The sequence below is a fragment of the Paenibacillus tundrae genome (assembly GCF_036884255.1).
Lineage (GTDB): Bacteria > Bacillota > Bacilli > Paenibacillales > Paenibacillaceae > Paenibacillus.
Window position 1 is genome coordinate 2,177,461 of sequence record NZ_CP145605.1, and the last position, 22,634, is coordinate 2,200,094.

A 22,634-nucleotide genomic window follows, 5' to 3' on the forward strand; every position below is an offset into this window, starting at 1 on the left:
CGCATGGAGACGAACCCTATGAAGCTCATATTCATCTACTCGCGATGTCTTTCTTACACCTATGAAGAAGAGCTCGTCGATTATGTTCATTCCGAATATGATATATTAAGGAAGGATTATAGCGAGTGTAGCGCTAGTATGTAGAAAGCAAACTATAGATTGATAAGAATTCTAGAATAGAAGGGAACAACATCATGGACTACTGGGGCATACTCGGTATTGAACCTACCGAGGATTTGAGCGCAATTAGGAAGGCATACACGTCACAATTAAAACATAATCATCCCGAAGACAATCCAGAAGGCTTTAAGAAGCTTCGAGCAGCCTATGAGCAAACTAGAAAGATGGCATCAACGGGCATGATTGCTTCAACCACAGATACTCCATTAGAGGATGACCCTACAGATTATGCAGATCACATCACAGAAGTTGGAGCAGATCCATCACAAAATATACATATTGGAGACCTGCCAATAGGCACTCTGAAGCAGGAAGATCCAGTCGTAGAAGCTGTGAAGCATTTTATAGATAGTACGATTAAGCTTTACGATGATTTTGATTCTCGTATTCGATATGACCTATGGATGCAGCTTGTGGAAGACGAACAATTCTGGAGTATACAGGTTCGGGAGATTTTGCATACGGAATTGTTAATGGTTCTGAGTGAACGTAACTGGCTGCCAATCTCGGTATGGAGGTTGCTGGATGAGACATTTGAATGGACAGACAATGAATTTCAGTTAACCGAGCAATTCTCTTCATCGTTCCTTAGCCATGTTCATTACCAGTGTCATAGCCCGTACGATCTGCAGCTTGAACACTTGCAACAGGCTGTTGCAGAGGGGCTGCCGATAGATGAATATGTATATCTCCGTGAATATGCAAGGCGGGCAATTATCCACCAAGACTTGAATATTGCGCATGAGATGCTGGGTAGAGCATACGAGCTGTGCGAACAAGATCCCGTATTGTTACGTTTAATTGGAAGATATTCGATCAATGTGGAGGACTGGGAGACCGCACTCCATATGTATTCAAGACTGGCCGTTATATCTCCCGATGATCCTCAAATTCTACGCCACTTGGCAGACATGTTACTGAAGACTGGGCACGCGGAAGAAGCGTTATCTGTAAACATGCAATTATCGGAAGCTGCGGAGCCGGTGATCTACAGTCCAGCGCTATCTTCTGCAGCACAATGTCTGGCTCTATTAGGACGCAATCGTGAGGTTATTGATTTATATCAAACAGCGTTAGAGCGCTTCCCAGCGGATCTTGAACTACGTACTCGACTATGGCAGGTTCGAAATGAATATGAGCTAGTACGCATTGCAAGTTTGGAAGCTGAGCTTCAAGATAGTCCCCTCCCTGTAACAGAGCACATAGAGGAGTTAATTGAGCTTTATCTTTTAAGGAAACGATCAGACAAGGTGTTATCCATGTTTGCAGGATTTGATTCCAAGGTGCAGTTAAGCGGTAACGCTTGGTTTTCGGTTGCCCAGATCGCATATGAAGTGGATCTCAATCTTGCTCTAACGTACCTCAATCAGGCTATAGAAATTGCCAACGCGCAAGCTGTTGTCCATACAGAAGCTTTGTATTTACGCACAAAAGTCAATTATGATCTCGACTACTATGAGGATATGATACCAGATGGTTTAATTCTGAAAGAATATATGCCAGAAGTGCCGGAAGTCTATTATTATCTTGGTGAAGCCTATCGAATGTTAGACCAGAACGAACTGTCTGTAGATCATTATTTGCAGGCAAGATCATTAAACGGTCATACAGGATACAACTATGGATTGGCGTTCAGTTACTATAGCTTAGAACAATATGAAGAGGCTGTAACATGCTTTGAGACGTATATGCAAGAAGGTAATAAAAGTGCTAGTCTCTATTACTATTTAGGCATCTCGTATATGAATATTGACAGATTAGAAGAAGCTATTGCGTGTTTCCAAGCATGTTTGAAGATGGAGGATATGCCATCTGCGTTGTATTACCTGTTCAAAACCTATCAAAGACAGAGCAAAATTGACCTTACGTTGTCTACAATTGAACTCTATTTGAACTCGGGTGAGACATCGTACAAAGAAGAGGCTCTTGGTTTGGCGGCAGATTTATATTTCGCTCGAAAAAACTGGAGTATTGCCCATGATTTCTATTTGGCGCTTCATCATGAATTATTGGATGCCTCCATGTTACCTAAAATGATTGCCATCTGTCTGCTTGCAGAACGCAAATTTGAGGAAGCAGCAGTGTGGATTCGAAAGATTCTAAATAAAGAGCCTCAGAATCCGTGGGCACTTCTGCAGATGGTTCGGATCTTGGCAGAACAGAAACGGTGGGAAGAGCTAGACACTGCAATCGTGCATTATTATAAAACGGTAGAACCTACTAAGATTGACGGTTACAGCTACTTTTATGGTGGATTACACTTATATGAAGCACGTAAATACGATGTCGCTCGCAAAATGCTCACTCGTGCATATGAATTTGGTTTACGAGGGGATACCTGTAGTTTGCTGAGCCTGACCTATATGCATCTTGGACAAGGAGAGCAAGCACTGGCTTATGCAAGAGAGGCGGTGGCAGATCGACCGCATCATGCTGATTATATTGCACGTCTTCAGGATATCGAAGAACGTCTGAGTCAGCGTGGAGCCTGGTTCAACAAGTTGAAGTTTAATCTATTCCAGGGGGGATTGAAACAAACGGAACCTCTGCAATTCCCGGATCTTTTGAATGATGAAGAGCTTAGACCGTATTATAACGTGGAGGTATTCAACGATGCATTCTTTGCTTGATGCAAGACAACAGTGGACATTGGCAGCAGGAGCCATCTTACTTGAGGCAAATCGTTTGGAATTTGCTACAGGATACGATATTGATATGTTGGAGGGGAAAAGGGAAGGGATCACGGAGATGCTTGATCGGGCATGGAGTATTCGGGATGAAGAATCATTTCAAAGGCAAGTGGAAAGTTTCCGCGAGAACAGAGGGCACGGCGCTGACTTTGATCAAGATCGAGCATTGCTGTCTGTCATGAATTACCAGGAACAAGAGAATTATATTCGTGGCATCATCGATGAGAAGCGGTCGGCTCAGTTTAAGATTATCCAAGTTTATGATAGTCGCCTGAACACGGCAGGAGTCAGTGCGTGGGATTGGGGAAGAGCGATATCCATTACTCGGATGGCGATGCAGATTGGTTATATGGCCGAGGACGCCGCATGGGCGTTTATGCATGAAATGGCACAGCGGATTCAACGGGCGTATTCAAGTTGGGCAGAATATGCATTAGCATATATTATTGGCCGTCAATATTGGTCAGAGGAGTTCAATGAAGATGAGGCATTGGCGCATTTCGAGCTAATCGAACCTTTGTTGGAACGAACAGACAGTCCTTGGAATTTGGTGCGTTGGGAAGAGGAGAGTGTTGCTCTACCAGTTAATTTAGAAAGAGAGGGGTGAAACGTTGACACTACAACAATTAAAATATGTGATTGAGGTTGCCACACGTGGCTCCATGAATGAAGCGGCCAAGCGGTTGTTTATTTCCCAGCCGAGTCTGTCGAATGCGATCCGTGACTTGGAACAGGAACTGCGAATTACGATCTTTGAACGAACTAATAAGGGCATCTCTCTATCTAAAGAAGGCGTCGAATTTCTAAGTTATGCTCGCCAAGTTGTGGAGCAGGCGGAATTGCTGGAGAATCGTTACCTCAATGCGAAGCCCTCTCCGCAGCATTTTTCTGTATCCACTCAGCATTATGCATTCGCAGTGAACGCTTTCGTTCATCTGGTTCAGCAGTATGGTCAGGAAGAGTATGAGCTTGCGCTACGAGAAACGAAGACGTATGAGATCATTCAGGACGTCAAAAGTCTTCGCAGTGAAATTGGCATTCTCTATTTGAATGAGTTCAATTCGAAGGTCATTAATAAACTGTTGAAAGATGCAGGTCTCGTATTTACGAGCCTGTTTACGGCGAAACCTCATATCTTCATCAGTGTGCAGAACCCACTTGCGAAGCAAGCTTCTGTTGCGATTGAACAGCTTCAGGATTATCCTTACCTGTCATTCGACCAAGGTGAGTACAATTCGTTTCATTTTTCTGAAGAAATTCTAAGCACGTTATCTCATCCCAAAAGCATACAAGTCAATGACCGTGCGACGTTGTTCAATCTGCTCATTGGCTTGAATGGATATACGATCTCAACGGGTGTGCTTAGTGCGGACTTAAACGGCAATGAGATTATTCCGGTTCCGTTAGAATGCGAAGAGACGATCAATGTAGGTTGGATTAGTCACAAAAGCACATCGTTATCTAATCTAGGCGTTGCATATGTACAAGCATTACACGAAGCCATTGGATCATAAATAGACAGGCTAGGGTTTATGTATACGTTAAAACACCGTTTCGGGGGCTTATACGAGCGGTGTTTTTTGGTTTTGTTAAGTGGATTAGTGCCTTATAAGGATTTGATCTATAATAAGTATTTTATAGATGATGGAAGGGTGGATATGGGTGAGAGTTTTGTATCGCAATAAAAGTGAACAGCATGAGCTGAAGGTCTATGACACGAAGCATTTATATGAAGAGCAAGGACATTTTCGCGTATTGGAGTTTTCTAATGAAGCTGTTCAGGGGGCAATGGATCTGAGCTGCCCTGAACGAATCGTATTGGAATATCCGAGAGCCATGGTACATCTCATGGAACGGAATGTGTCTAACTATGAATCTGTATATATTATTGGACATGGGATTGGTACGTTACCTACATATTTGTCGGAGAAGCAGGTAAAGGTAGCAGAGCTTGATGAAGAAGTGTTAGAGATCAGTCGGACATTCTTTAATTATGGGGGAGATGATGTAAGTGTAGGTGATGGACGTGAATTATTGCAGCAGGAACCTTCTAGCGCATACGATTATATCGTTGTTGATGCATTTACAGCTGAGGGAACTCCCAAACAGCTCATTTCAATCCCTTTTTTCAAGATTGTGAAGGAGAAGTTAAGAGCAGATGGTATGGTCATGCTGAATGTATTTGGCCGGGCAGGCAATGATCAGCTCGTGAATGCAATTCATACGACGTTATGTGAGTTATTTGACTATACACGCTCATTTGCATTGCCTGTTGAGACGGAGGACGAGCAGCAGAACAGAATTCTTGTAGCTAGTGATCAGCCGATTGCCTTTCAGACCAAACATATGGCGGGATTTGTTGAACAGGAGCTAGGGGAAGGATATGTGATTCAAGATTAGATCTGATCTGCGTAATCGATTCAAAGAATGAATGGGGTTCATTAAATCGTCACTCAATCGTAAGTTATTGTAAATTCTTCACAAACTTTTTATTTCTTCTTAACATCATTCGTATAGAATGGTAGACATATGTCTTTTCAAGAAAAACCGGGGGAAGTAATAATGACCGCACAGAACAAAGCAGCAACATTAAAAAGCAAAATAAGAAACGTGAAGAAAATTAGTCTTACCGTCTTATTGGGCGGTCTTGTTACCATCGCTGTTTTAATGACTTTGACCATCATCTTTATATCTTTTTATACATCTCAGAAGCAGTCATTAATCGATAACACACTGGCTAGCAATTATTCGAGTGCTACACAGATGAGTCAGACGCTTGATTCATTGTTTCAATCCATGCAGAGTAGCTTGGATTATGCAGCACACTCGTTCTCGGATGCGGACTATACAGACACTGCTAGAATTGGAGGAACGTTGGACCTGATTCGCGGTAGCAGTAACTACTTTAACTCTTTGACGCTTGTGGATAAAACGGGACTTGTCCGAGGTGTCTCGCCAATGGGGGGCAGACTGGGACTTCATATCAGCTCTACGGCAGCTAAGAATGCACTACACTCCAGAACGCCTTATATTTCGGAGCCTTATGTTACGCCGATTAGTCAGCGCAGAATCGTATTTCTGAGTCAACCGATTTTTGGTTCGAATCAAACCTTTGAGGGATATGTCAGTGGGAGTATTTATTTGCAAGAGGGTAATATTCTAAGTCATTCTTTTGGAAGTCAGTTGAAATCCAGTAACGGTTCCTATTTCTTCATCGTGGACGCGAAGGGCACACTGTTATTTCACCCCGATACGGAGCGGATTGGCGAGAATGTCAGCAATAATACGGTTGTACATAAATTGTTAAATGATCAACAAGGGAAAGAAAGATACAAGAATCTATCCGGTCTCGATTCACTTGCAGGGTATACTAAAGTTCCAACTACCGGCTGGGGAGTCGTGGTAGTTTCACCAACCAAGATTGTATTCGACCAGCTTAGTCATCATATTCGCATGTTGCTGATCTATACATCAGTCCCTTTTGTGGTGTTGACTCTAATTGTCATTCGTGTTGCTCGTAAACTAGCCAGTCCTTTCGTCATTCTTGCAGATTTGGTTAACCGGGTGGATCAAGGCAAGGTAGACTTACCTGTGATGAAGCCACACTGGAATCGTGAGGCAGACCTTCTTACACAAGCCGTGCTCGGTGCGCTTGCGAGCTTTCGCAAGCAGACGGATCAGCTAACGTATGATGCTAGAACGGATGTACTGACAGGTATGACGAATCGCAGAACGTTTGAAGAAGTTATTCAGCATTGGATCGATGAGGAGATTCCTTTTTCTCTTATCGTTATCGATATAGATCGATTCAAGTCCATTAACGATACGTATGGACATCATACAGGAGACATTGTGTTGAAACATATTGCTGAACTGATTCGACAGGCCGTACGACCTCAGGATGTATGTTCCCGCTTTGGAGGAGAAGAGTTCGTCGTACTGCTGCGTCAGACCAAATCAAGTACTGCCTACCAAGTGGCCGAATATATTCGTTCCAGTGTAGAGAATAGTGCAATGCCTATCGATCGAACGGTTACAATATCGGCAGGTATAGCGGAATATCCTATTCATTCAGCGGCAGCGATGGAGTTATTTCATTTAGCAGATACGGCTCTGTATCAGGCCAAAGAAGAAGGGCGCAATCGGACAATCACCATTCAATCGGTAGAGAAATAAAACAAAAAAGAAGCTGCTTCGTATACACGGAGCAGCTTCTTTCCTTATTCCGCTTGCTGTGATTTGGCGATAACTTCGTTAGTATATTGTTCTCCCCAGTCTCGCATGCTGTAAATGATCGGCCTTAACGTTTCACCAAAGGGAGTTAACGAGTATTCCACTTTAGGTGGAACCTGAGGATACACCTCTCGGTGTACGATACCGCTATTTTCAAGCTCTCTTAACTGCAAAGTGAGCATCCGCTGTGTGATATCAGGGAATAACTTACGTAACTCATTGAATCGCAAAGAACCTGAGAACAGGTGATATAAAATAGCGCCTTTCCACTTTCCCCCAATGACACTAAGTGTGACTTCTACAGAACAACCATATGGCTTGGGACAAAGGTTAGCGGAATTCTGTTTCATGGATTGCACCTCCAATATAAGGGTGGATATGCAGTACCTAGATTGATACTACAACCTTATATAGACTGTATACTTCTAATGACAGCATATCATGGTTAAGGTACATTATAAACCCTGCAATGAGATATATGAGAGGGATACGTATCCCAATAAGACCTCCAAAAAAACAGAAAAACCCCGAAATTCGCAATGCGAAACATCGAGGTTTAAAGATATATAATTTCTGAGTAGGTGTGGGTATGTTCAACGGATTGTTGTTAATGAATAGCGTATAAACGTCATACGAGTGCCGAAAGGATCGCGTCACATAATGCCATGGTTTTAATATTATCTTGACCACTAGAATGTGGCAAAGAATGATCGTGGCAACATTCCGTAAAGTGTACCATTTCCCCGACGAACCCTCTTAGATAAAGGTCTCGATGAGTTCCAGACATGGGGGAAGCAGAAGGTGTGTACACGATATCCTGCTCCGCTAGAGATTTCCAAGGTAGATTATCAAAGGTCTGAGAGGAATGAATCGTAAGTTTAGTTATCTCATCTGCTGACGCAAATCCGTTGTCGAATGTCACTAGTATGTGTTCACTCTCACGTGACCAAGCACTCATACCTGCAAAATACGCGCTGCCGACGATGCCTTGCTCAAACACGAAGGAAATACTCTGATTGATGTGCTCGCCATCCCTAACTGTCGTACCCGTAACCTTCACCATATCGCCGAAGAGGAAGCGCATCAGATCCACCATATGAATGGCGGCGAGCTTGATGAACTGTTCTTCATCTTTGCAGAAGGGAGTGCTATCGACAGCGAACCTCAACTGAAATGACCGGACTTTCCCCAGTGTCCCGCCATCGATTAATTCTTTTAATTTCAGATACACGGGAGCATACCGTTTCATAAACCCAACCATGAGCACCACTCCAGCTTGCTCGGCTGCGTCAGATATCATCTTGGCTTCTGCTGCATTCCATCCCAGTGGTTTGTCCACATAGACGTTTTTGCCTGCGCGGATACATTCCATCGCCAGAGTAACTTGATCCTGGGGCTGTGCCACGACAACGACCCCGTCACAGTCCTCATGCTCAAGCATAAGGTGTACATTGTCATAAGCCTGTCCTATGCTGCCGAAGCGAAGAAGAGCGGCTTGGGAGCGCTCCAGACTACGGGTAGCAATACCTTGGATGATGGCTCCAGCTTCAATAGCGGAAGGATAGATATTGGTAGATGCATGAAATCCTGCACCGATAAAACAAAGCTTTATTGGATTCAATGTGACTCGCTCCTTCGTTGTGATTACCAAACGTCCACATCATTGACGAAACGGATTGGGTTATACAAGCTAATTCTGTCCTAACGATAGGAGATTCTATGATATTTAAAAAGGACATATGTCCCATCTGTTATACAAATGAAAACGTATTGCATTCTTCTTCCATAACATGTATACTCTACATTACCGCACAACGATTCTTTGTTGTCTGGATGCTTTTCATCATAGTGAAAAGTTACATATTATGCGGTCGTGGCGGAATTGGCAGACGCGCACGGTTCAGGTCCGTGTGGGCTAACCCCCCGTGGAGGTTCGAGTCCTCTCGACCGCATCTACGTTCATAGAAAGACCCGTTCATTGCGATGAAGCAAAGGACGGGTCTTTTTATATTGCGCCTGCATTCAGGCTTCAACGATTCATACGGAGCCCATACTTGGCGATGAATAATCCAGCAAAGGCTCCGATCATCCCAAAGATTGCGACACTACCCATAACACCATAGCTTTGGAGACGAAAGAGAAATGCGACCCCACTGCCAAATGTCGTTCCTGCTAGAAATCCGAGAGAAATGCCGATATCCTTACCTAATTTCATATGATCACCTGTCTTCGAGTGTTGTAGTGAATGGAGTGAACCCAACACAACTAGCCTGAACCGAGGTTGGATTATTTTTGTTCAGGTTAGTACGTTCTGGCGGTGTACTGTCTTAGTGGTATTGTGTGGATTTTCCAGTGAGAATATACAATAGATCTATCAAGATCAGGGAGTGAAAAGAACGCTTATAATTCCGGTAGAGAAGTTATATCATTTTGTCATATTAAAAAGGCTCTGTATTCCTTAAGGAATAACAGAGCCTTTTGGTTGCTCGCTAATTTTAGTTATTGTGACGATCTTTCAAGATGACATCTGCGAACAAAATGGTCTTCGGAATGCGGAAAAATTGCTCCGCTTGTTCTTGAAACGCAGCAGAAGGCAGCGTTCCCTGATGCAGCCATTTGCGGAAGGTGCCGGGGTGAACCCCGATCCAGTGGCTGACATCTGTCACCGACAAATCATGGACCATGCACAAGCCTGTCAAGATACGGTTACTTACCGGGGAACGGGTCACCGTACGCTTCATGAAACGGGAAGGCTCGGGTTGACAAATGACCGGACTTTGACGCACAACCTCTTCATTAAAAAGAATGTGTCGTGGATATCCAAGTAATTGACAAGCCTTGTCCAAATTGGTACTGCCGGGTATCCGCCCTTCATACACCCACGCGCTTACACTGCGTGAAGAGATGGACAAGTCTTCAGCGAGCTGGGACAACTTAATATCATTGGCCATCAGCACGGCTAGAAGAACACGGTTGCGAATTTGACAGCGTGTCGGTTTACGGAACCGTTTGACACGGACGCCTTTTCCCAAATATTTACGGTTGATCAGAGACCACGCCTGGATGGAATGTTGTTCTGGTTGATTAGGCATATTTCCTCCGATTTTTTTAACCAAATACTACAATAAGAGTTGGGGTACTTTCAAGTGCCTGTTGAACTGAATCGAATTATATGAGCTGTGGAGTCGGTTAGGAAGGAGGAGTTATGGACTAGTGGGTGTGCAAATTGCATCCTAGTATATTCCTAGATTACAATGATTCACTAAATTTACGAGGACAAATAGAGCGTATTGAATAATAAAGTGATTCTTAAGAACTATTTATAGGACTATTTTACTTTTTCCTGAATTTTGTTGATGCAATGCGGTTTATTTACCTTATTTCACCAAGATTATTGGATTTTCGTGAATGGCGTGTATCAGTAATGTGCACAAATCTGAAATATGAAATCCGCAAGTTTAACTAGGTAGTTGGCTTGTCAAAATCTCTTATTCTTACATATCTTGTAGGATGACTAAAGGGGAGAGAGGTGGGAAACGTGTATCCAGCCGTAAATACACTTGCTGCAATTTCAGGGGCGTTCGTGACGTTTGCTTTTGGAGGATGGGATCAATTGCTTAGTCTGCTTGCCATTGCGATGGCTATCGATTATATAACGGGGCTTGCAGCTGCCGTGAGGACAGGAACGGGGTTAAACAGCAATATTGGGTTCTGGGGGCTTGCGCGCAAGGGCTTGATGCTAACCGTTATTCTGCTGGCACATCGGATCGATTTATTAATGGGGACGGATATTATCAAAGGCGGGGCGATATATTTTTATCTGGTGAATGAATTGATATCGATTACTGAAAACTATGCCAAGATCGGTCTTCCATTGCCGAACAAGCTTAGACAGGCCATTGCTGTACTTAAGAAACAGGAAGAGTTGTCCGATAAGGAGTGGGCAAAGCCGACGAATACAGAACATCAGAAGCCCAAATCCGAGCAAGAGAAGCAGGATAAACCTGTGGACAGCACCGATGAGCCTGAAGAAGAACAACCCACAAAGTAGCCTTTTTAGATGGTGTATTTCTTTATTTTGCTTGTTCGTCTAGAGAACGTTTTCAAGTATCCTTTCGTAATAGATAACGTTATGATATATTTTGAATACATGAAAAAACATTCATTCCACTATTAATTCACAAACGAGGTGTTTGTTCGATGATTAAACATATTGTCCTGTTCAAAATGAAAGATCGTTCACCAGAACGCATTGAAGAAGCTGCCAATGTGCTTCGTAACTTGGAAGGTAAAATTGATGTTCTTGTATCGCTGGATGTAGGTATAGACGTGCTTCGCTCGGACAGATCCTTTGATATTTCTCTGACAGCCGAGTTTGCATCTCTTGATGATCTGCAAGCTTATCAGGTACATCCGCTTCATCAAGAAGTAATTAAGTATATGAACGAAGTTAGAGAGCAATCGATCGCTGTTGACTACGAATTTTAATTTGCGTATCTCATTAAGAAGCGACTAAAGGAGAGCGGGCATGAGCGATTTAAGAGACGTTATGGAATTTTTATATATTTTTATCGTGTTCCTGATCGCTTGTCCTGTGATGATATTCTGGTTGAAACGAAGAGGCAAACGGAACCGATAATTCACTGAACAGGAAGTGAAATGTATTGTACTACGTAAATAAAGAGCAGATTGCCCATAGGCTTGCTGCGGTACCGGAGGTAGCTGAGGGGCTACGCCTTTCAACACAAGCCTGGGATGGCGGTCTTATGATGGGACTGGTGCAGGAACGATGTCTGCATTTGGCGATTGAGATCGTCACGGACGTCGGAAGCTATCTCATCGATGGTTTTATTATGAGGGATGCAAGCAGCTATGACGATATTATCGAGATTAATCATGAAGAGAAGGTATTTGACGCTTCAATATACGAAGTGCTTCGTCAGCTTGTTACTTTGCGGAAGCCACTCGTACAAGATTATTTCAGTTGGAATCGAGGAGAACTGCATCCACTGAGTTCAGACCTACCCGAAATACTTGAACGCTTTGCAGACCAAGTGAGCGCTTATGTAGATCGAGAACTCGATCCTTTTACGAATCAGGCAGATCGAGGGACAGAGTAAGGAATGAGGGGAAGCAGCATGACAGATATACAGAATGAAGAATTACAAGGAAATGACAAGCAGGAGGCACCATCCGGATTTCATCCGGTTTACATGGTTGAACTGTTGTTTGACAAGTGTCCGGAAATTAATCACGTTCGTTTGCAGGAAGCACTAAGTCGTTATACGGGACAAGTTCGACTTACTGTAAAGCAACAAACTGCAGTTACGAACAACGACAAGCAACCGCAGGAAACGAATTCGCAGGATGAGACACGTACTGCTCCAGAGGCGAAGGAAGAGATGCTGGTTTTCTACCATCTGGATCACAAGGTTTCATTCCAGGAAGGGGATATCCCAGCACAAACCTGTATGCTTGCCGCGACTGAGATGAAGGATATATCACGCTTTGCAGGTGCACTTCAGCAAGCTTGGCATTGGACAGAGGCAGAACAGGCAGTCCAGGGAGCTACGTATTCGATTCGGATTCACGATATGTTTACTGCAGCGATGCCGCGCAAGCAGCGTTTAGGGCTGTTCCAGAAGACGTTGCAGGCTGTGCTTGAAGTCTTGCCGTGTGAGGCAATGTATTGGTACGGCAGTGATAAACTTGTTGAACCAGCAGCGTATAAGCAATCACAGGAACGAGAAGAGCATCTCTATGCAGCGATGAACGTCAGAATGTATCAGGCTGGTGGAACAGAAGAGCAGCGCGAACTTGTGATGGATACGGTTGGACTGTCCGCGCTCGGGGTTCCTGATGTTCAGTGTCACTTCACTGGTCTTGATCCAGATACAGTGGCTCAAACCTTGCTTGGAGCAGCATACTACATATTCGATCAAGGTGATGTGCTACAGGATGGACAAACACTGGGTTCCTCGGGCGGGCGACGCTGGCGGTGTGAACACCAAGCCGCACTGATTGCCCCGGGACGGTATGTTATTGATCTTGATCCTGGGAATACAAATGAAGATTCTTCGTTGGAACCAGCTCAGCATAACCGTTAAACATAACGGTGAGAGTATGACCATGAAAGTTTTTTGATATTTGGAGTGTCAGGTCAAGCCCTTACTGACTATACTGCATCAACAGAGTAGGCATTCGCCCGGGTTAGTAAGTCACAACATCAGTGCTTGTAATCCGGTACTTAACTCGAAGAAGAGGAGAGATGTTGCGTGAAGGAATCAAACAAAAGTTTATTGTGGGGCGCATTAATCGGCTCAGTGGTTGGTTCGGTAACCGCGTTATTGCTGGCACCAAAGTCAGGACGTGAGCTTCGTCAGGATATTTCCGAAGGTGCGCGTCAGGTGACGGAGAAAGGTCAAGAGTTAGCTGTTAAGGTTGGCGAACAGGGTAATCAGATCGTATCCAAAGTGAAAGAAACAGCTGACGTTGTCATCCAGGACATTCAGTCATGGCGCAATTGTGCCGAAGGTAAAGAACTGCGGGTCTCCGCAGTAATTACAGATTCGAATGCGCCAGTTCAGTCTGACAGTGACATCTTGGCAAATGAATCGGACAGTGTTGTTGTAGCTAAACTGCCTTCCGATGATTCAAAAGACGATAACTAAGCCACGCTTGACATAAGCAGCAGGCTTTCCTCATGCAGATGGAGGAGAGCCTGCTTTGTTGTGTGCGCCAATCGCGAGAGAGGTGCACTGTGGGTATTTTTAATTGAACCCTATGATAAAATCGGGTAAGATGGTGGTACCTTTTTGCCTGAAATGTCATACGGTAGGAAGAAAGCACTTGAGCTTTACTAGATATGAGAACCAATTCAATGAAGAAGGAAGCGGTGTGTTCGTGCAGCAAGCAATCGCTATATTAGACTCGGGTGTGGGGGGATTGACGGTCGCTAAGGAAGTGATGCGCCAGCTCCCGCGGGAAAAGGTCATTTATTTTGGAGATACTGCCCGGACACCGTACGGACCCCGTTCGTCCGAACAAGTTAAACAATTCACGGAACAAATCGTAGATTTCTTGATCCAATTTGATCCGAAGGTCATCGTTATCGCCTGTAACACGGCTACAGCAGCAGCGCTCGACTATATTCGGGCTAAGGTGAACGTTCCAGTAATCGGCGTGATTCACCCAGGAGCGCGTGCCGCTATTACAGCTACACGTACAGGACGTATCGGTGTCATCGGCACCGTGGGAACGATCGGCAGCGGCGCATACACCTCCGCACTCAAACAATTGTCACCCTATATTGATGTAGTCAGCCAGGCTTGCCCGGCTCTTGTGCCGTTAGTCGAGCAAGGTGAATTCCGATCCGAACAGACAACTGTGACGGTAGAGCAGTCCTTAAGCCAGATTAAGCAACAGCCGATTGATTGTCTGATCCTAGGTTGTACCCATTATCCATTCTTGATGGAAACCATTCAGGAAGTGATGGGACAGGAAGTGAAGCTCATCAGTTCGGCAGATGAGACGGCGAGAGAAATCAGTACGATTTTGTATGATAAACGAAAATTGGCCAGTGGAAACGATACGCCGGTGCATCAATTTTTCTGTACAGGGGATCCTCGTATGTTCCAAAATATTACAAGGCAGTGGCTCGGTGAGCAAATCTCAAAAACGCCTGTTGTATGGCAGGTCACGCAATTGTCCTAATCCTTTCGTTTCATTCGTATTCATATGATCCAATTCGTTTTTCTTCATCCCAGAGGCCGAAGGCTCTGGGATTTTTGTTATCTATAGAGAGGGAAGAAGTCTGCGAAATATGTCACATGACGGACGAGCGGGTGAGCATACATATATAACATGATCAGGATATAGAGGAGAACAGGCGGTAGTAAGAACAGATCGCAAAAGAGTAAATCTCGCTCAGTGAAAGGAGATTGCACATGGAATTACAGTGGATCATTGTACAGCCAGGTGACACGTTGGCTCGTATTGCGTCGGCGCATCACATGACGAGCGAACTGCTCGCCGCGCTAAATCCAGAAGCAGCATCCCAACCTTATTTGCTGGCAGGACAGATGTTGCGGATCTTACCTGGAACAGGGCGGAGATATGCTGTTCAGCCAGGTGAGCATGTCGGTACAATAGCTGCTCGTTTTGGTCTGGGCGAAGATGAATTACGGAAAGGCAATCCTGAAATCACCAACGTGAGCGATTGGTGTGGTCGGTGCATTCATATTCCTGAATCCGGTGGAAAAGCTATAGTCAGGTTAAATGGAGAGTATGGCTTCCGTGAATTACATCGGGATATTGCATTACTGAGCAGTCATTTTCCCTTTGTGGAGACAGGTTCAATCGGCACAAGTGTGATGGGCAAACCTTTGCACTATTTACGGATTGGTGAAGGTTCGAGACATATCCATGTCAATGCTTCCGTCCATGCTAATGAATGGCTAACCACAGCCGTTGTGATGCGGTTTATTGAAGAGTATGCTAGAGCCTTTAGTTGCCAAGAACCGTGGTATCGGTTTGATCCTCAGCGCTGGATGAAGGAAACAACACTGTGGGTGGTTCCGATGGTTAATCCGGATGGAGTCGAGTTGGTACAAGAGGGTATTGTTAATCAGCATCCACATGCTGAACAACTGCTGGCTTGGAATACAGGGCGGGCTCACTTTACTCATTGGAAAGCAAACATAAGGGGAGTGGATCTGAATGATCAATTTCCAGCTCACTGGGAGGAAGAGGCGGCTAGAAGGGGAATGGCGTCACCGGGCCCTCGTGATTATGCAGGAACAGCTCCGTTATCTGAGCCGGAAGCGCTGGCTCTAGCCGAGTGGACGCGGCAGCATGAGTTCGATGTAGTCGTAACCTTGCATAGTCAAGGGCAAGAGATCTACTGGAACTACCGGGATTTGGAGCCTAGAGAAAGTGCGCCGTTATCCCGAAGATTGGCGAAGGTATCTGGATACAAAGCTGTAAAATTAGGCGGAAGTGATGCAGGGTACAAGGACTGGTTCATCCAGGAGTATCGCAAGCCTGGTTTTACCGTAGAAGTCGGTCTCGGAATTAATCCATTACCCATAGATCAGTTCGATGATATCTGTGTGGAGGTTGGCATGTTGCTGGCAGAGTTATTATCCTATGAATCTAGTGATTAAAAGGTAGAGAATGAAACGATAAGAATGTATTGTTCGTATAACAGACACAGGTGTCGTTACGTGGCCTGTACGCAACAGAGGTTTTCTAAAATAAGATCCACTTTTGGGCATTCGTTGTTCCTTCGGTCAGCTGCTTCGGATCGGAGGAATAGCCCATGTGTGAGTCACTCACATATTATAGATAGTCAGCATGAGGAGGAATCATATGAAGTGGAGAAGATTGTTGTCATTAAAACGATGGTCGGAAGTGTTCAGAAGACTCCCGCGTCTATTGCGGGCAAAGGAGATTCCGATACGCGAAAAACTGCTATTTATTATCCCGGCATTGTTATACTGGGTTTTACCTGATGTGATGCCGTTCATGCCAATTGATGATATTGGGGTCACGCTTATATTGATGAACTGGTTTGTAAGCCGTGCTGAACGTAAATATCCAGTCCTTCCTTCCGGTACAACATCATAAATATATGCAAAATGCATCATTCTAACGTCTGTCTAGAATCATTGTTATTGCGAAGAGCCAAAACTTTCTTTACAATAGATGCTGGAGTTTAAGAATGCTGAAATTGTTGTAACCAGCAATTACGATATAGGAGATGAAGCACATGAACTGCAAAATCACTCGCAATGCGGCTAAAGTATTGAAACTTGAATTGGACAAGCCTGAGAACGAAGGCAAAAAATTGCGTGTTGTTATTACACATGCACACGGGGATCATGCTCACTACGGACTTGATTTGGATACACCAAAAGAGAATGACACGGTAGTATCTACGGATAAAGACATCGATGTCATTATTGAGAATGATCAACCATTGCTGGATGGCGTGAAAATTGATTATCTGTATCTTCCTCAAGAAGGCTTCGTTATTACGAATCCCTCCAAAGGCAATCACGGCGATCACTAGGAGCTTGAAGAAGGGGAAATCATGGCTAACGATATCCGCGTATGCGAAAAATGTAATCACATTCGGTTGAAGTCAATCGTGCCTAAGCTGGAGAAAATGGCTCCAGACACAGAGATTAAGATTGGATGTAAATCCTATTGTGGTCCTTGTGCGAAACGTGCCTTCGTTTTTATTAACGGTCGGTACATCAGTGCTCCTTCGGAAGAAGAAGTATTGGCAAAAGTAGCGAAATTCGTCAAATAAACGCTTTATAGATGATACGAGCATGATATGCTTGTTATCCAGCAGAGAGAGGCCTATGGCCTCTCTTATTTTTGTTTGAATTTGAAATCCGGCTTCATTTCGTATATTTTGAAGGTGTCTTCACGGATGTCAAGGGCAATGATGCGGTCTTCTTTTTGCAAAAAGTGCACATGACCTAAGCGTTCGTTCTCGATTTCTATCCAGCCTTCTTCGGCTAGTTTTTGAAAATAATCAGGTGGAGGATAGAGACCCAGTTCTCCGCCTATATTTTTCAATTCATAGGTGACAGCTACCTTAATATTGGGATTCCCCGAATTTGTTGTTAAGTTAATTTGCTTGGCATTGGTTGGAACCGGAAACTGGGCATTTATCGATGAAGCGGTATATCCGGTAATCTCATACCCTGCCCGATTGCAGGCAGTGGTTAGACCCACAAGACATACGAAGATGAGCAACATAAGCCATTTACGCAAAAATGATTCCTCCTCTTAAAACAACTTACTCTAATTAACGAAATGGATAAGTATAAAGTTACGACATTTTACGTTCGGAAAGGTTGTTTGTCTTAAGGTAAACGAAAAGGTATCCCTTTTTGTAATGTGTCTGAGAAAAAGAGAATAAGGGAGCCTTGGGTTAACCATCCTATAGAGGTAACAGGAACATGATCCCAAGGAGGAATAACTATGCCGAAGCGTTATGATTCCAGTTTGCAGGCGGGTACAACCGTATCTCAGGCGCAGAATGCGGTGAACAAACTTCACTATGCTGTTTCTCAAGCAATGTCTCATCCAACAGAACAAACCATTGAGCAGGCAAGTCGTCGTTTGGCTCACACCGAACAGGCGATGCGGCAAGCGGAGCGTTCACTTGGTGGTCAAGGCGTGGAATTGGCGGAGGAAATGTTCGCCGAGGAGAAGAGAAGATTGAACTCGATCCGGAATCAAAAGCAACCAAAGGATTTCTAAACGTTCCTGTCACCAAACGAAACTCGCAGAGCTAACCGCTTTGCGAGTTTTTTTGCATGTGATCTCCGATGATTCCGCTTGAAATTTTGTCAGAAGGTTAATTAAGCATGAGCAGGCAAATTCCAAGCGGGAGGTAGACGATGACAAAACATATTACAGACTGCACGATACTGAACAACGGAGTAACCATGCCATGGCTGGGATTCGGAACATATAAAGCGAAGGGAAAAGAAGTACACCAGGCCGTTGAAACGGCATTGGAGGTAGGATACCGGAGTATAGACACTGCTTCCGTCTACGGAAATGAAGAAGAAGTAGGACAAGCCATTGCCAGCAGTGGTATTGCTCGGAATGAATTGTTTGTCACAACAAAACTTTGGAATGAGGATCAAGGTTTTGACTCCACCCTTCGCGCATTTGAAGCGAGTCAGAAGGCTCTAGGACTTAATGTCATTGACTTATACTTAATCCATTGGCCTGGACGAGATCAATACAAGGAAACGTGGAGAGCGTTTGAACGGTTATATAGTGAGGGGAGTGTACGTGCCATTGGTGTAAGTAATTTTCAGGTACATCATTTGCGCGATATTATAGATGAAGGCGGCACAGTACCTGCTGTGAATCAGGTGGAATTACATCCGGGCTTGATCCAGCAGGAATTACAGGACTTCTGTGGGGAGCAAGGCATTCAGCTTGAGGCGTGGAGCCCGATTATGAAAGGCAAGCTAAATAATGAATCCACGTTAAAAGCAATTGCCCAAAAGTATGGCAAAACACCTGCACAGGTTATTTTGCGTTGGGACATTCAGAATCAGATTGTGACCATTCCGAAGTCCGTGACACCAGAGCGTATCCGTGAAAATGCAGATATCTTTGACTTTGAATTAACTCCGGATGAGCTTAGACAGATTGATGCTATGGATGCGGACAAACGGACAGGTCCACATCCGGATCAACTTTTCTGGGATTAAGGAGTAGGCTCAGTTGTAATACAAGTGTTTAATCATTAGTTAGTGAGGATATGGAACGGATCGTTCTTCCGATCGCTTTGCTTCTACAGAATCGATTCCGTTTCCTTTGCTCTAACTGTTTACTAAACAAAAACTTATTACAATGAGCTGTGTGTATGTTATATATAAAAAAGCAGCAGGATCGGGGAGGGTTCCCTTGCTCCTGCTGCTTTTGTGTTTGTTTATTATTTTGAATCGCGCTTTGGAACTTCACAGCCTTCTTCTGTACACACTCCGCTACCTTCATTGTCTGCTGCACTTGACTCAACCATCGTGAATGGGGAACGCTCGTCCCATGCTTTCTTGATGGCATCAAGGAACACTTCGTCAGGCTGTGCGCCAGATATAGCGAATTTACGATCCAGTACGAAGAACGGTACGCCGCGAATACCGAGCTGTTCGCCTTCAGCTTGATCTGCGCGAACTTGTTCAGCAAATTGATTGCTTTCCAAGACGACAGCCGCTGCACTACGATCTAATCCCACTTCTTCGGCCAGTTGGAGTAATACCTCATGATCTCCGACATGCTTGCCCTCAATGAACACAGCTTGGAATAACCGCTCACTTAGCTCAAGCGCTTTGTCTTGAGACTTCGCCCAATGTGTCAAGCGATGAGCAGCGAAAGAGTTGGTAGGTACCATTGCATCAATGTTGTACTCCAGACCTGCTGTCCGAGCATTGGCATTCATCTGTGCATTCATGCCTTGTGCTTGTTCTTTACTAATATTGTACTTAGAAACTAAGTAATCTGTGTTGGTTTTGCCTGTGTGTACTTCAGCATTAGGGTCAAGTTCGAAGCTCTTGAACTCAAATTTCACTTCATTCCGGTGTGGAAATTGCTCCAATACATTCTCTAAACGACGTTTACCAATATAGCAGAAAGGGCACATAAAATCAGACCATATCTCAATATTCATTCGAATAACCTCCGTTTTCTGTACATCAACTTTAAATGAAACTATTGTAGTTACAATTATAAAGCGACTTTATATTTTTCGCAAGGGTGCAATTTGCATTGGATAAAAGAAAGAAGTGCTGAAGACATAAATAGTCTTACATCAGCACTTCCGATTTGCTTATAGCCCCTCACGCAAGCGTGTAATTAAATCATAGGTAATGATTGTGTCGGATACACGAAGTCGTTTCGAAGCTTCATCATGTCCTGCCCGGCAGGCGTTAATATCCGTTTCATCACGGGAAGATAAGTCATAGCAGGAACCGTGCTCATAGATGTAATCATCGGACGGAATATAGAACACAGAACCATCCGTAAACGCACCATTACGCAAAACTACAGTCCGACTAGAGCCATCGTAAACATCATTGCCCATATGGTAGTAGGATTGATCGTAAACGCCCAATAGATGGAGCACAGACGGCGTGATATCAAGCTGCCCAGCGGGTTCATCAAAGGTTCCAGCCTCGCCTCCATCTGGGAGATGTACAAGCAGTGGCACCTCATTCATAATCTGCTCCATATCAAGCTGGTTTAACGATCTACCCAGAAATTTTTCGTATTGCGCCTGTTCCTTAATGGAATTATCGTGATCGCCATAGAACATAAATATCGTGTTATCCCATAATCCGCGATTTTTCAAATCCTCGACCAGACTACCCAGTGCTGAATCTACATAATGAACGGATTGCAGGTAGTTACCGAACATTGTACCTTGGAATTCCCCCACATCAAGCTGCTGTTTATCAACCGGTAGAGCATACGGATGATGACTGGAAAGTGTTATAAGGAAAGAGTAGAAAGGCTCTGATACCTCGCTATCCATTTTCTCAACAGACTGTCTAAAAAAAGAGAGGTCAGATAAAGACCAGCCAAGTGGATCATCCTGTGCAAAATCATTTTTGCTATAAAACTTATCATATTTCATATTCTGATACATCGTATAGCGATTCCAGAACCCGCTCTCATAGGCATGAAAGACATTTGTGCTGTATCCATTGTCCTTCAGGATAGAAGGTAAGGAATCATAGGTATGGTCTGCGTAACGTACAAATGCCGAGCCGATAGGCAAGGGGTGTAACGAAATGTTAGCTCCAAAATCAGCATCTGATGTCCGGCCCTGCCCGGTCTGGTGATAGAAATGACTGTAATACTGGCTTTCTTTCATTAATTCGTTGAAATGAGGCGTAATCTCCTGACCACCGATACTCTGGCCAATCATGAAATTCATAAATGCTTCACCTTGAACGACGATAACGTTACTGTCTTTATATTTACCAAACAGTGCGCTGTCTGCCTGTGAGGATTGATTCTGTTTTTCGGCAAAAAAGGATTTGACCAGCTCTACATCAGCAAGATCAACTTCAGGTCCTGATCCGATCTGATCCTTGGCGTAGTTGTACAGATCATAACCGTGGAAAGCCAACAGCCCAGTAACGTTATACATGGAGACATTCCACCAATTGTTATCGAACAGCCCTTTTGCCCAGGTTTTGCTGTAGTAATAAATCGGCCCAACTGCAAGGGATAGCCCTAACACTAAAGCGATGCTGCCGGCCGTAAAACGACGTGTACGAGTCTTGCTGCGATTGTGTCCGTAAGGTAGATCATTGTATCCGTACCGACTTGAGCGGGTAGCGCGTGAACGTCTCGTTAGGATGCGTGCAACACCATAGACCACGAATGCCATCCAGTCGGCAAAGAACAGCAGATCACTAGGTTGAAGAAGGGTTGCAATACTATCTCCAAGTGCATCGACCTGTTTAGCTTGTAAGAGGACAGGAATGGTAAGGAAATCCTGGAAATAGCGATAATAGACCATATCTGCGTAGATTAGTGCTGTAAGGATTATGTTTAGTGCGATTAGCGATATCTTATAGCCTTTCCGAGGCAGCCACCATGTCCAAAAGGAAATGAGTAGCAGGGATCCGATCGCGATAATATTGTCCAACAGTCCCATCGTAATGTTGTAAGCATGCAAGTTGTGGTGTAACCACATTAATTTGAGTAGCATGAGTGCAATGAATAACAGATACAACGATAAAGGATGATGTAGAAGTCTACGTAGCGTGCTGCTACGTGAAGACGAAGTGAAAACCATGAATGTTGTCTCCCTTTGTAAAAGTTTTGTTATCGGAATGTAAATGGAGCTTCATTCATTATAGCGTGGCTTGGTTGCTTTTCAACCAGCAGGTGGCGAATAACCTTAGTATTACGCTGTGTAGTATGGAAATTTCTAAGAGATACCATACAAGTGCGCACAAAAAAAAGAGCGTCCTCTCCTAA

23 protein-coding genes, 1 tRNA gene and 1 pseudogene are annotated in these 22,634 nt (G+C 44.2%); 18 read left to right on the forward strand and 7 right to left on the reverse strand.

Going from position 1 to position 22,634, the window contains the following annotated elements; translation table 11 throughout:
* Nucleotides 1-194: 194 nt before the first annotated feature.
* The 5 genes from V6W81_RS09840 (at nt 195) to V6W81_RS09860 (ending at nt 7,046) form a co-directional block, all read left to right on the forward strand.
* Nucleotides 195-2,810 (forward strand): hypothetical protein, encoded by a 2,616-nt coding sequence (locus V6W81_RS09840; RefSeq protein WP_338542922.1) that lies wholly within the window; start codon nt 195-197, stop codon nt 2,808-2,810.
* Nucleotides 2,794-3,477, forward strand: a complete 684-nt coding sequence (locus V6W81_RS09845) for a DUF1266 domain-containing protein (protein WP_338542924.1) — start codon at nt 2,794-2,796, stop codon at nt 3,475-3,477. Before V6W81_RS09840 ends, V6W81_RS09845 begins: the two co-directional genes overlap by 17 nt.
* Before the next feature lie 4 nt (nt 3,478-3,481).
* Complete coding sequence (locus tag V6W81_RS09850) at nt 3,482-4,384, forward strand: LysR family transcriptional regulator (RefSeq protein WP_056695376.1); 903 nt, start codon at nt 3,482-3,484, stop codon at nt 4,382-4,384.
* A gap of 148 nt (nt 4,385-4,532) precedes the next feature.
* Nucleotides 4,533-5,270: a spermidine synthase gene (locus tag V6W81_RS09855; RefSeq protein WP_338542926.1), complete on the forward strand. Its 738-nt coding sequence runs from the start codon at nt 4,533-4,535 to the stop codon at nt 5,268-5,270.
* A 162-nt stretch (nt 5,271-5,432) separates the two neighbouring features.
* Complete coding sequence (locus V6W81_RS09860; RefSeq protein WP_338542928.1) at nt 5,433-7,046, forward strand: sensor domain-containing diguanylate cyclase; 1,614 nt, start codon at nt 5,433-5,435, stop codon at nt 7,044-7,046.
* 44 nt (nt 7,047-7,090) lie between these two features.
* Here the strand turns inward: V6W81_RS09860 and V6W81_RS09865 are convergent, their stop codons facing one another.
* Nucleotides 7,091-7,453: a winged helix-turn-helix transcriptional regulator gene (locus V6W81_RS09865; RefSeq protein WP_056695373.1), complete on the reverse strand. Its 363-nt coding sequence runs from the start codon at nt 7,451-7,453 to the stop codon at nt 7,091-7,093.
* A 278-nt stretch (nt 7,454-7,731) separates the two neighbouring features.
* Nucleotides 7,732-8,724: a Gfo/Idh/MocA family protein gene (locus tag V6W81_RS09870; RefSeq protein WP_338542931.1), complete on the reverse strand. Its 993-nt coding sequence runs from the start codon at nt 8,722-8,724 to the stop codon at nt 7,732-7,734.
* A gap of 246 nt (nt 8,725-8,970) precedes the next feature.
* Between V6W81_RS09870 and V6W81_RS09875 the strand changes: the two genes are divergently transcribed.
* Nucleotides 8,971-9,055: transfer RNA gene (locus tag V6W81_RS09875), tRNA-Leu, on the forward strand.
* Between the two features lie 77 nt (nt 9,056-9,132).
* On the opposite strand, the gene V6W81_RS09880 is transcribed toward V6W81_RS09875, so the two are convergent.
* Together V6W81_RS09880 and V6W81_RS09885 are read right to left on the reverse strand one after the other, a co-directional pair.
* Nucleotides 9,133-9,318 carry a hypothetical protein gene (locus tag V6W81_RS09880; protein WP_338542932.1) on the reverse strand — a complete coding sequence of 62 codons (186 nt, stop codon included), beginning with the start codon at nt 9,316-9,318 and terminating at the stop codon, nt 9,133-9,135.
* 280 nt (nt 9,319-9,598) lie between these two features.
* Complete coding sequence (locus V6W81_RS09885; protein WP_056695369.1) at nt 9,599-10,195, reverse strand: helix-turn-helix domain-containing protein; 597 nt, start codon at nt 10,193-10,195, stop codon at nt 9,599-9,601.
* A 446-nt stretch (nt 10,196-10,641) separates the two neighbouring features.
* Between V6W81_RS09885 and V6W81_RS09890 the strand changes: the two are divergent.
* The 10 genes and pseudogenes from V6W81_RS09890 to V6W81_RS09935 form a co-directional block, all read left to right on the forward strand.
* Nucleotides 10,642-11,037, forward strand: a pseudogene (locus V6W81_RS09890) (phage holin family protein); the annotation flags it as partial.
* A gap of 266 nt (nt 11,038-11,303) precedes the next feature.
* Nucleotides 11,304-11,591: a Dabb family protein gene (locus V6W81_RS09895; RefSeq protein ID WP_145045974.1), complete on the forward strand. Its 288-nt coding sequence runs from the start codon at nt 11,304-11,306 to the stop codon at nt 11,589-11,591.
* Between the two features lie 176 nt (nt 11,592-11,767).
* Entirely contained in the window at nt 11,768-12,223 is a 456-nt protein-coding gene (locus V6W81_RS09900; RefSeq protein WP_145045976.1) for a DUF86 domain-containing protein, read from the forward strand.
* Nucleotides 12,224-12,241: 18 nt separating this feature from the next.
* Nucleotides 12,242-13,210 (forward strand): DUF4261 domain-containing protein, encoded by a 969-nt coding sequence (locus V6W81_RS09905; RefSeq protein ID WP_338542934.1) that lies wholly within the window; start codon nt 12,242-12,244, stop codon nt 13,208-13,210.
* Nucleotides 13,211-13,378: 168 nt separating this feature from the next.
* Nucleotides 13,379-13,774, forward strand: coding sequence for a YtxH domain-containing protein (locus tag V6W81_RS09910; protein WP_145045980.1), 396 nt, complete (start codon nt 13,379-13,381; stop codon nt 13,772-13,774).
* Between the two features lie 232 nt (nt 13,775-14,006).
* Nucleotides 14,007-14,816, forward strand: coding sequence for a glutamate racemase (gene racE, locus V6W81_RS09915; RefSeq protein ID WP_145046501.1), 810 nt, complete (start codon nt 14,007-14,009; stop codon nt 14,814-14,816).
* Nucleotides 14,817-15,049: 233 nt separating this feature from the next.
* Nucleotides 15,050-16,267 carry a M14 family metallopeptidase gene (locus tag V6W81_RS09920; RefSeq protein ID WP_338542936.1) on the forward strand — a complete coding sequence of 406 codons (1,218 nt, stop codon included), beginning with the start codon at nt 15,050-15,052 and terminating at the stop codon, nt 16,265-16,267.
* 205 nt (nt 16,268-16,472) lie between these two features.
* The gene (locus V6W81_RS09925) at nt 16,473-16,730 is read left to right on the forward strand and encodes a hypothetical protein (protein ID WP_338542938.1); all 258 of its coding nucleotides are present in this window, start codon (nt 16,473-16,475) and stop codon (nt 16,728-16,730) included.
* A 142-nt stretch (nt 16,731-16,872) separates the two neighbouring features.
* Nucleotides 16,873-17,175, forward strand: a complete 303-nt coding sequence (locus tag V6W81_RS09930) for a hypothetical protein (protein ID WP_056695357.1) — start codon at nt 16,873-16,875, stop codon at nt 17,173-17,175.
* 21 nt (nt 17,176-17,196) lie between these two features.
* Nucleotides 17,197-17,418: a DUF1450 domain-containing protein gene (locus V6W81_RS09935; protein WP_056695355.1), complete on the forward strand. Its 222-nt coding sequence runs from the start codon at nt 17,197-17,199 to the stop codon at nt 17,416-17,418.
* Nucleotides 17,419-17,483: 65 nt separating this feature from the next.
* Here V6W81_RS09935 and V6W81_RS09940 read toward each other — a convergent pair whose 3' ends face one another.
* A complete protein-coding gene (locus V6W81_RS09940; protein WP_338542941.1) occupies nt 17,484-17,891 on the reverse strand; it encodes a hypothetical protein in 408 nt (135 codons plus the stop codon).
* A 210-nt stretch (nt 17,892-18,101) separates the two neighbouring features.
* On the opposite strand from V6W81_RS09940, the gene V6W81_RS09945 reads away from it, so the two are divergent.
* Together V6W81_RS09945 and V6W81_RS09950 are read left to right on the forward strand one after the other, a co-directional pair.
* A complete protein-coding gene (locus tag V6W81_RS09945) occupies nt 18,102-18,383 on the forward strand; it encodes a hypothetical protein (RefSeq protein ID WP_056695352.1) in 282 nt (93 codons plus the stop codon).
* A 140-nt stretch (nt 18,384-18,523) separates the two neighbouring features.
* The gene (locus V6W81_RS09950) at nt 18,524-19,354 is read left to right on the forward strand and encodes an aldo/keto reductase (RefSeq protein ID WP_145045988.1); all 831 of its coding nucleotides are present in this window, start codon (nt 18,524-18,526) and stop codon (nt 19,352-19,354) included.
* Nucleotides 19,355-19,578: 224 nt separating this feature from the next.
* Here the strand turns inward: V6W81_RS09950 and V6W81_RS09955 are convergent, their stop codons facing one another.
* A complete protein-coding gene (locus V6W81_RS09955; RefSeq protein ID WP_338542944.1) occupies nt 19,579-20,310 on the reverse strand; it encodes a DsbA family oxidoreductase in 732 nt (243 codons plus the stop codon).
* A 159-nt stretch (nt 20,311-20,469) separates the two neighbouring features.
* Entirely contained in the window at nt 20,470-22,449 is a 1,980-nt protein-coding gene (locus V6W81_RS09960) for an LTA synthase family protein (RefSeq protein ID WP_338542946.1), read from the reverse strand.
* Nucleotides 22,450-22,634 lie beyond the last annotated feature (185 nt).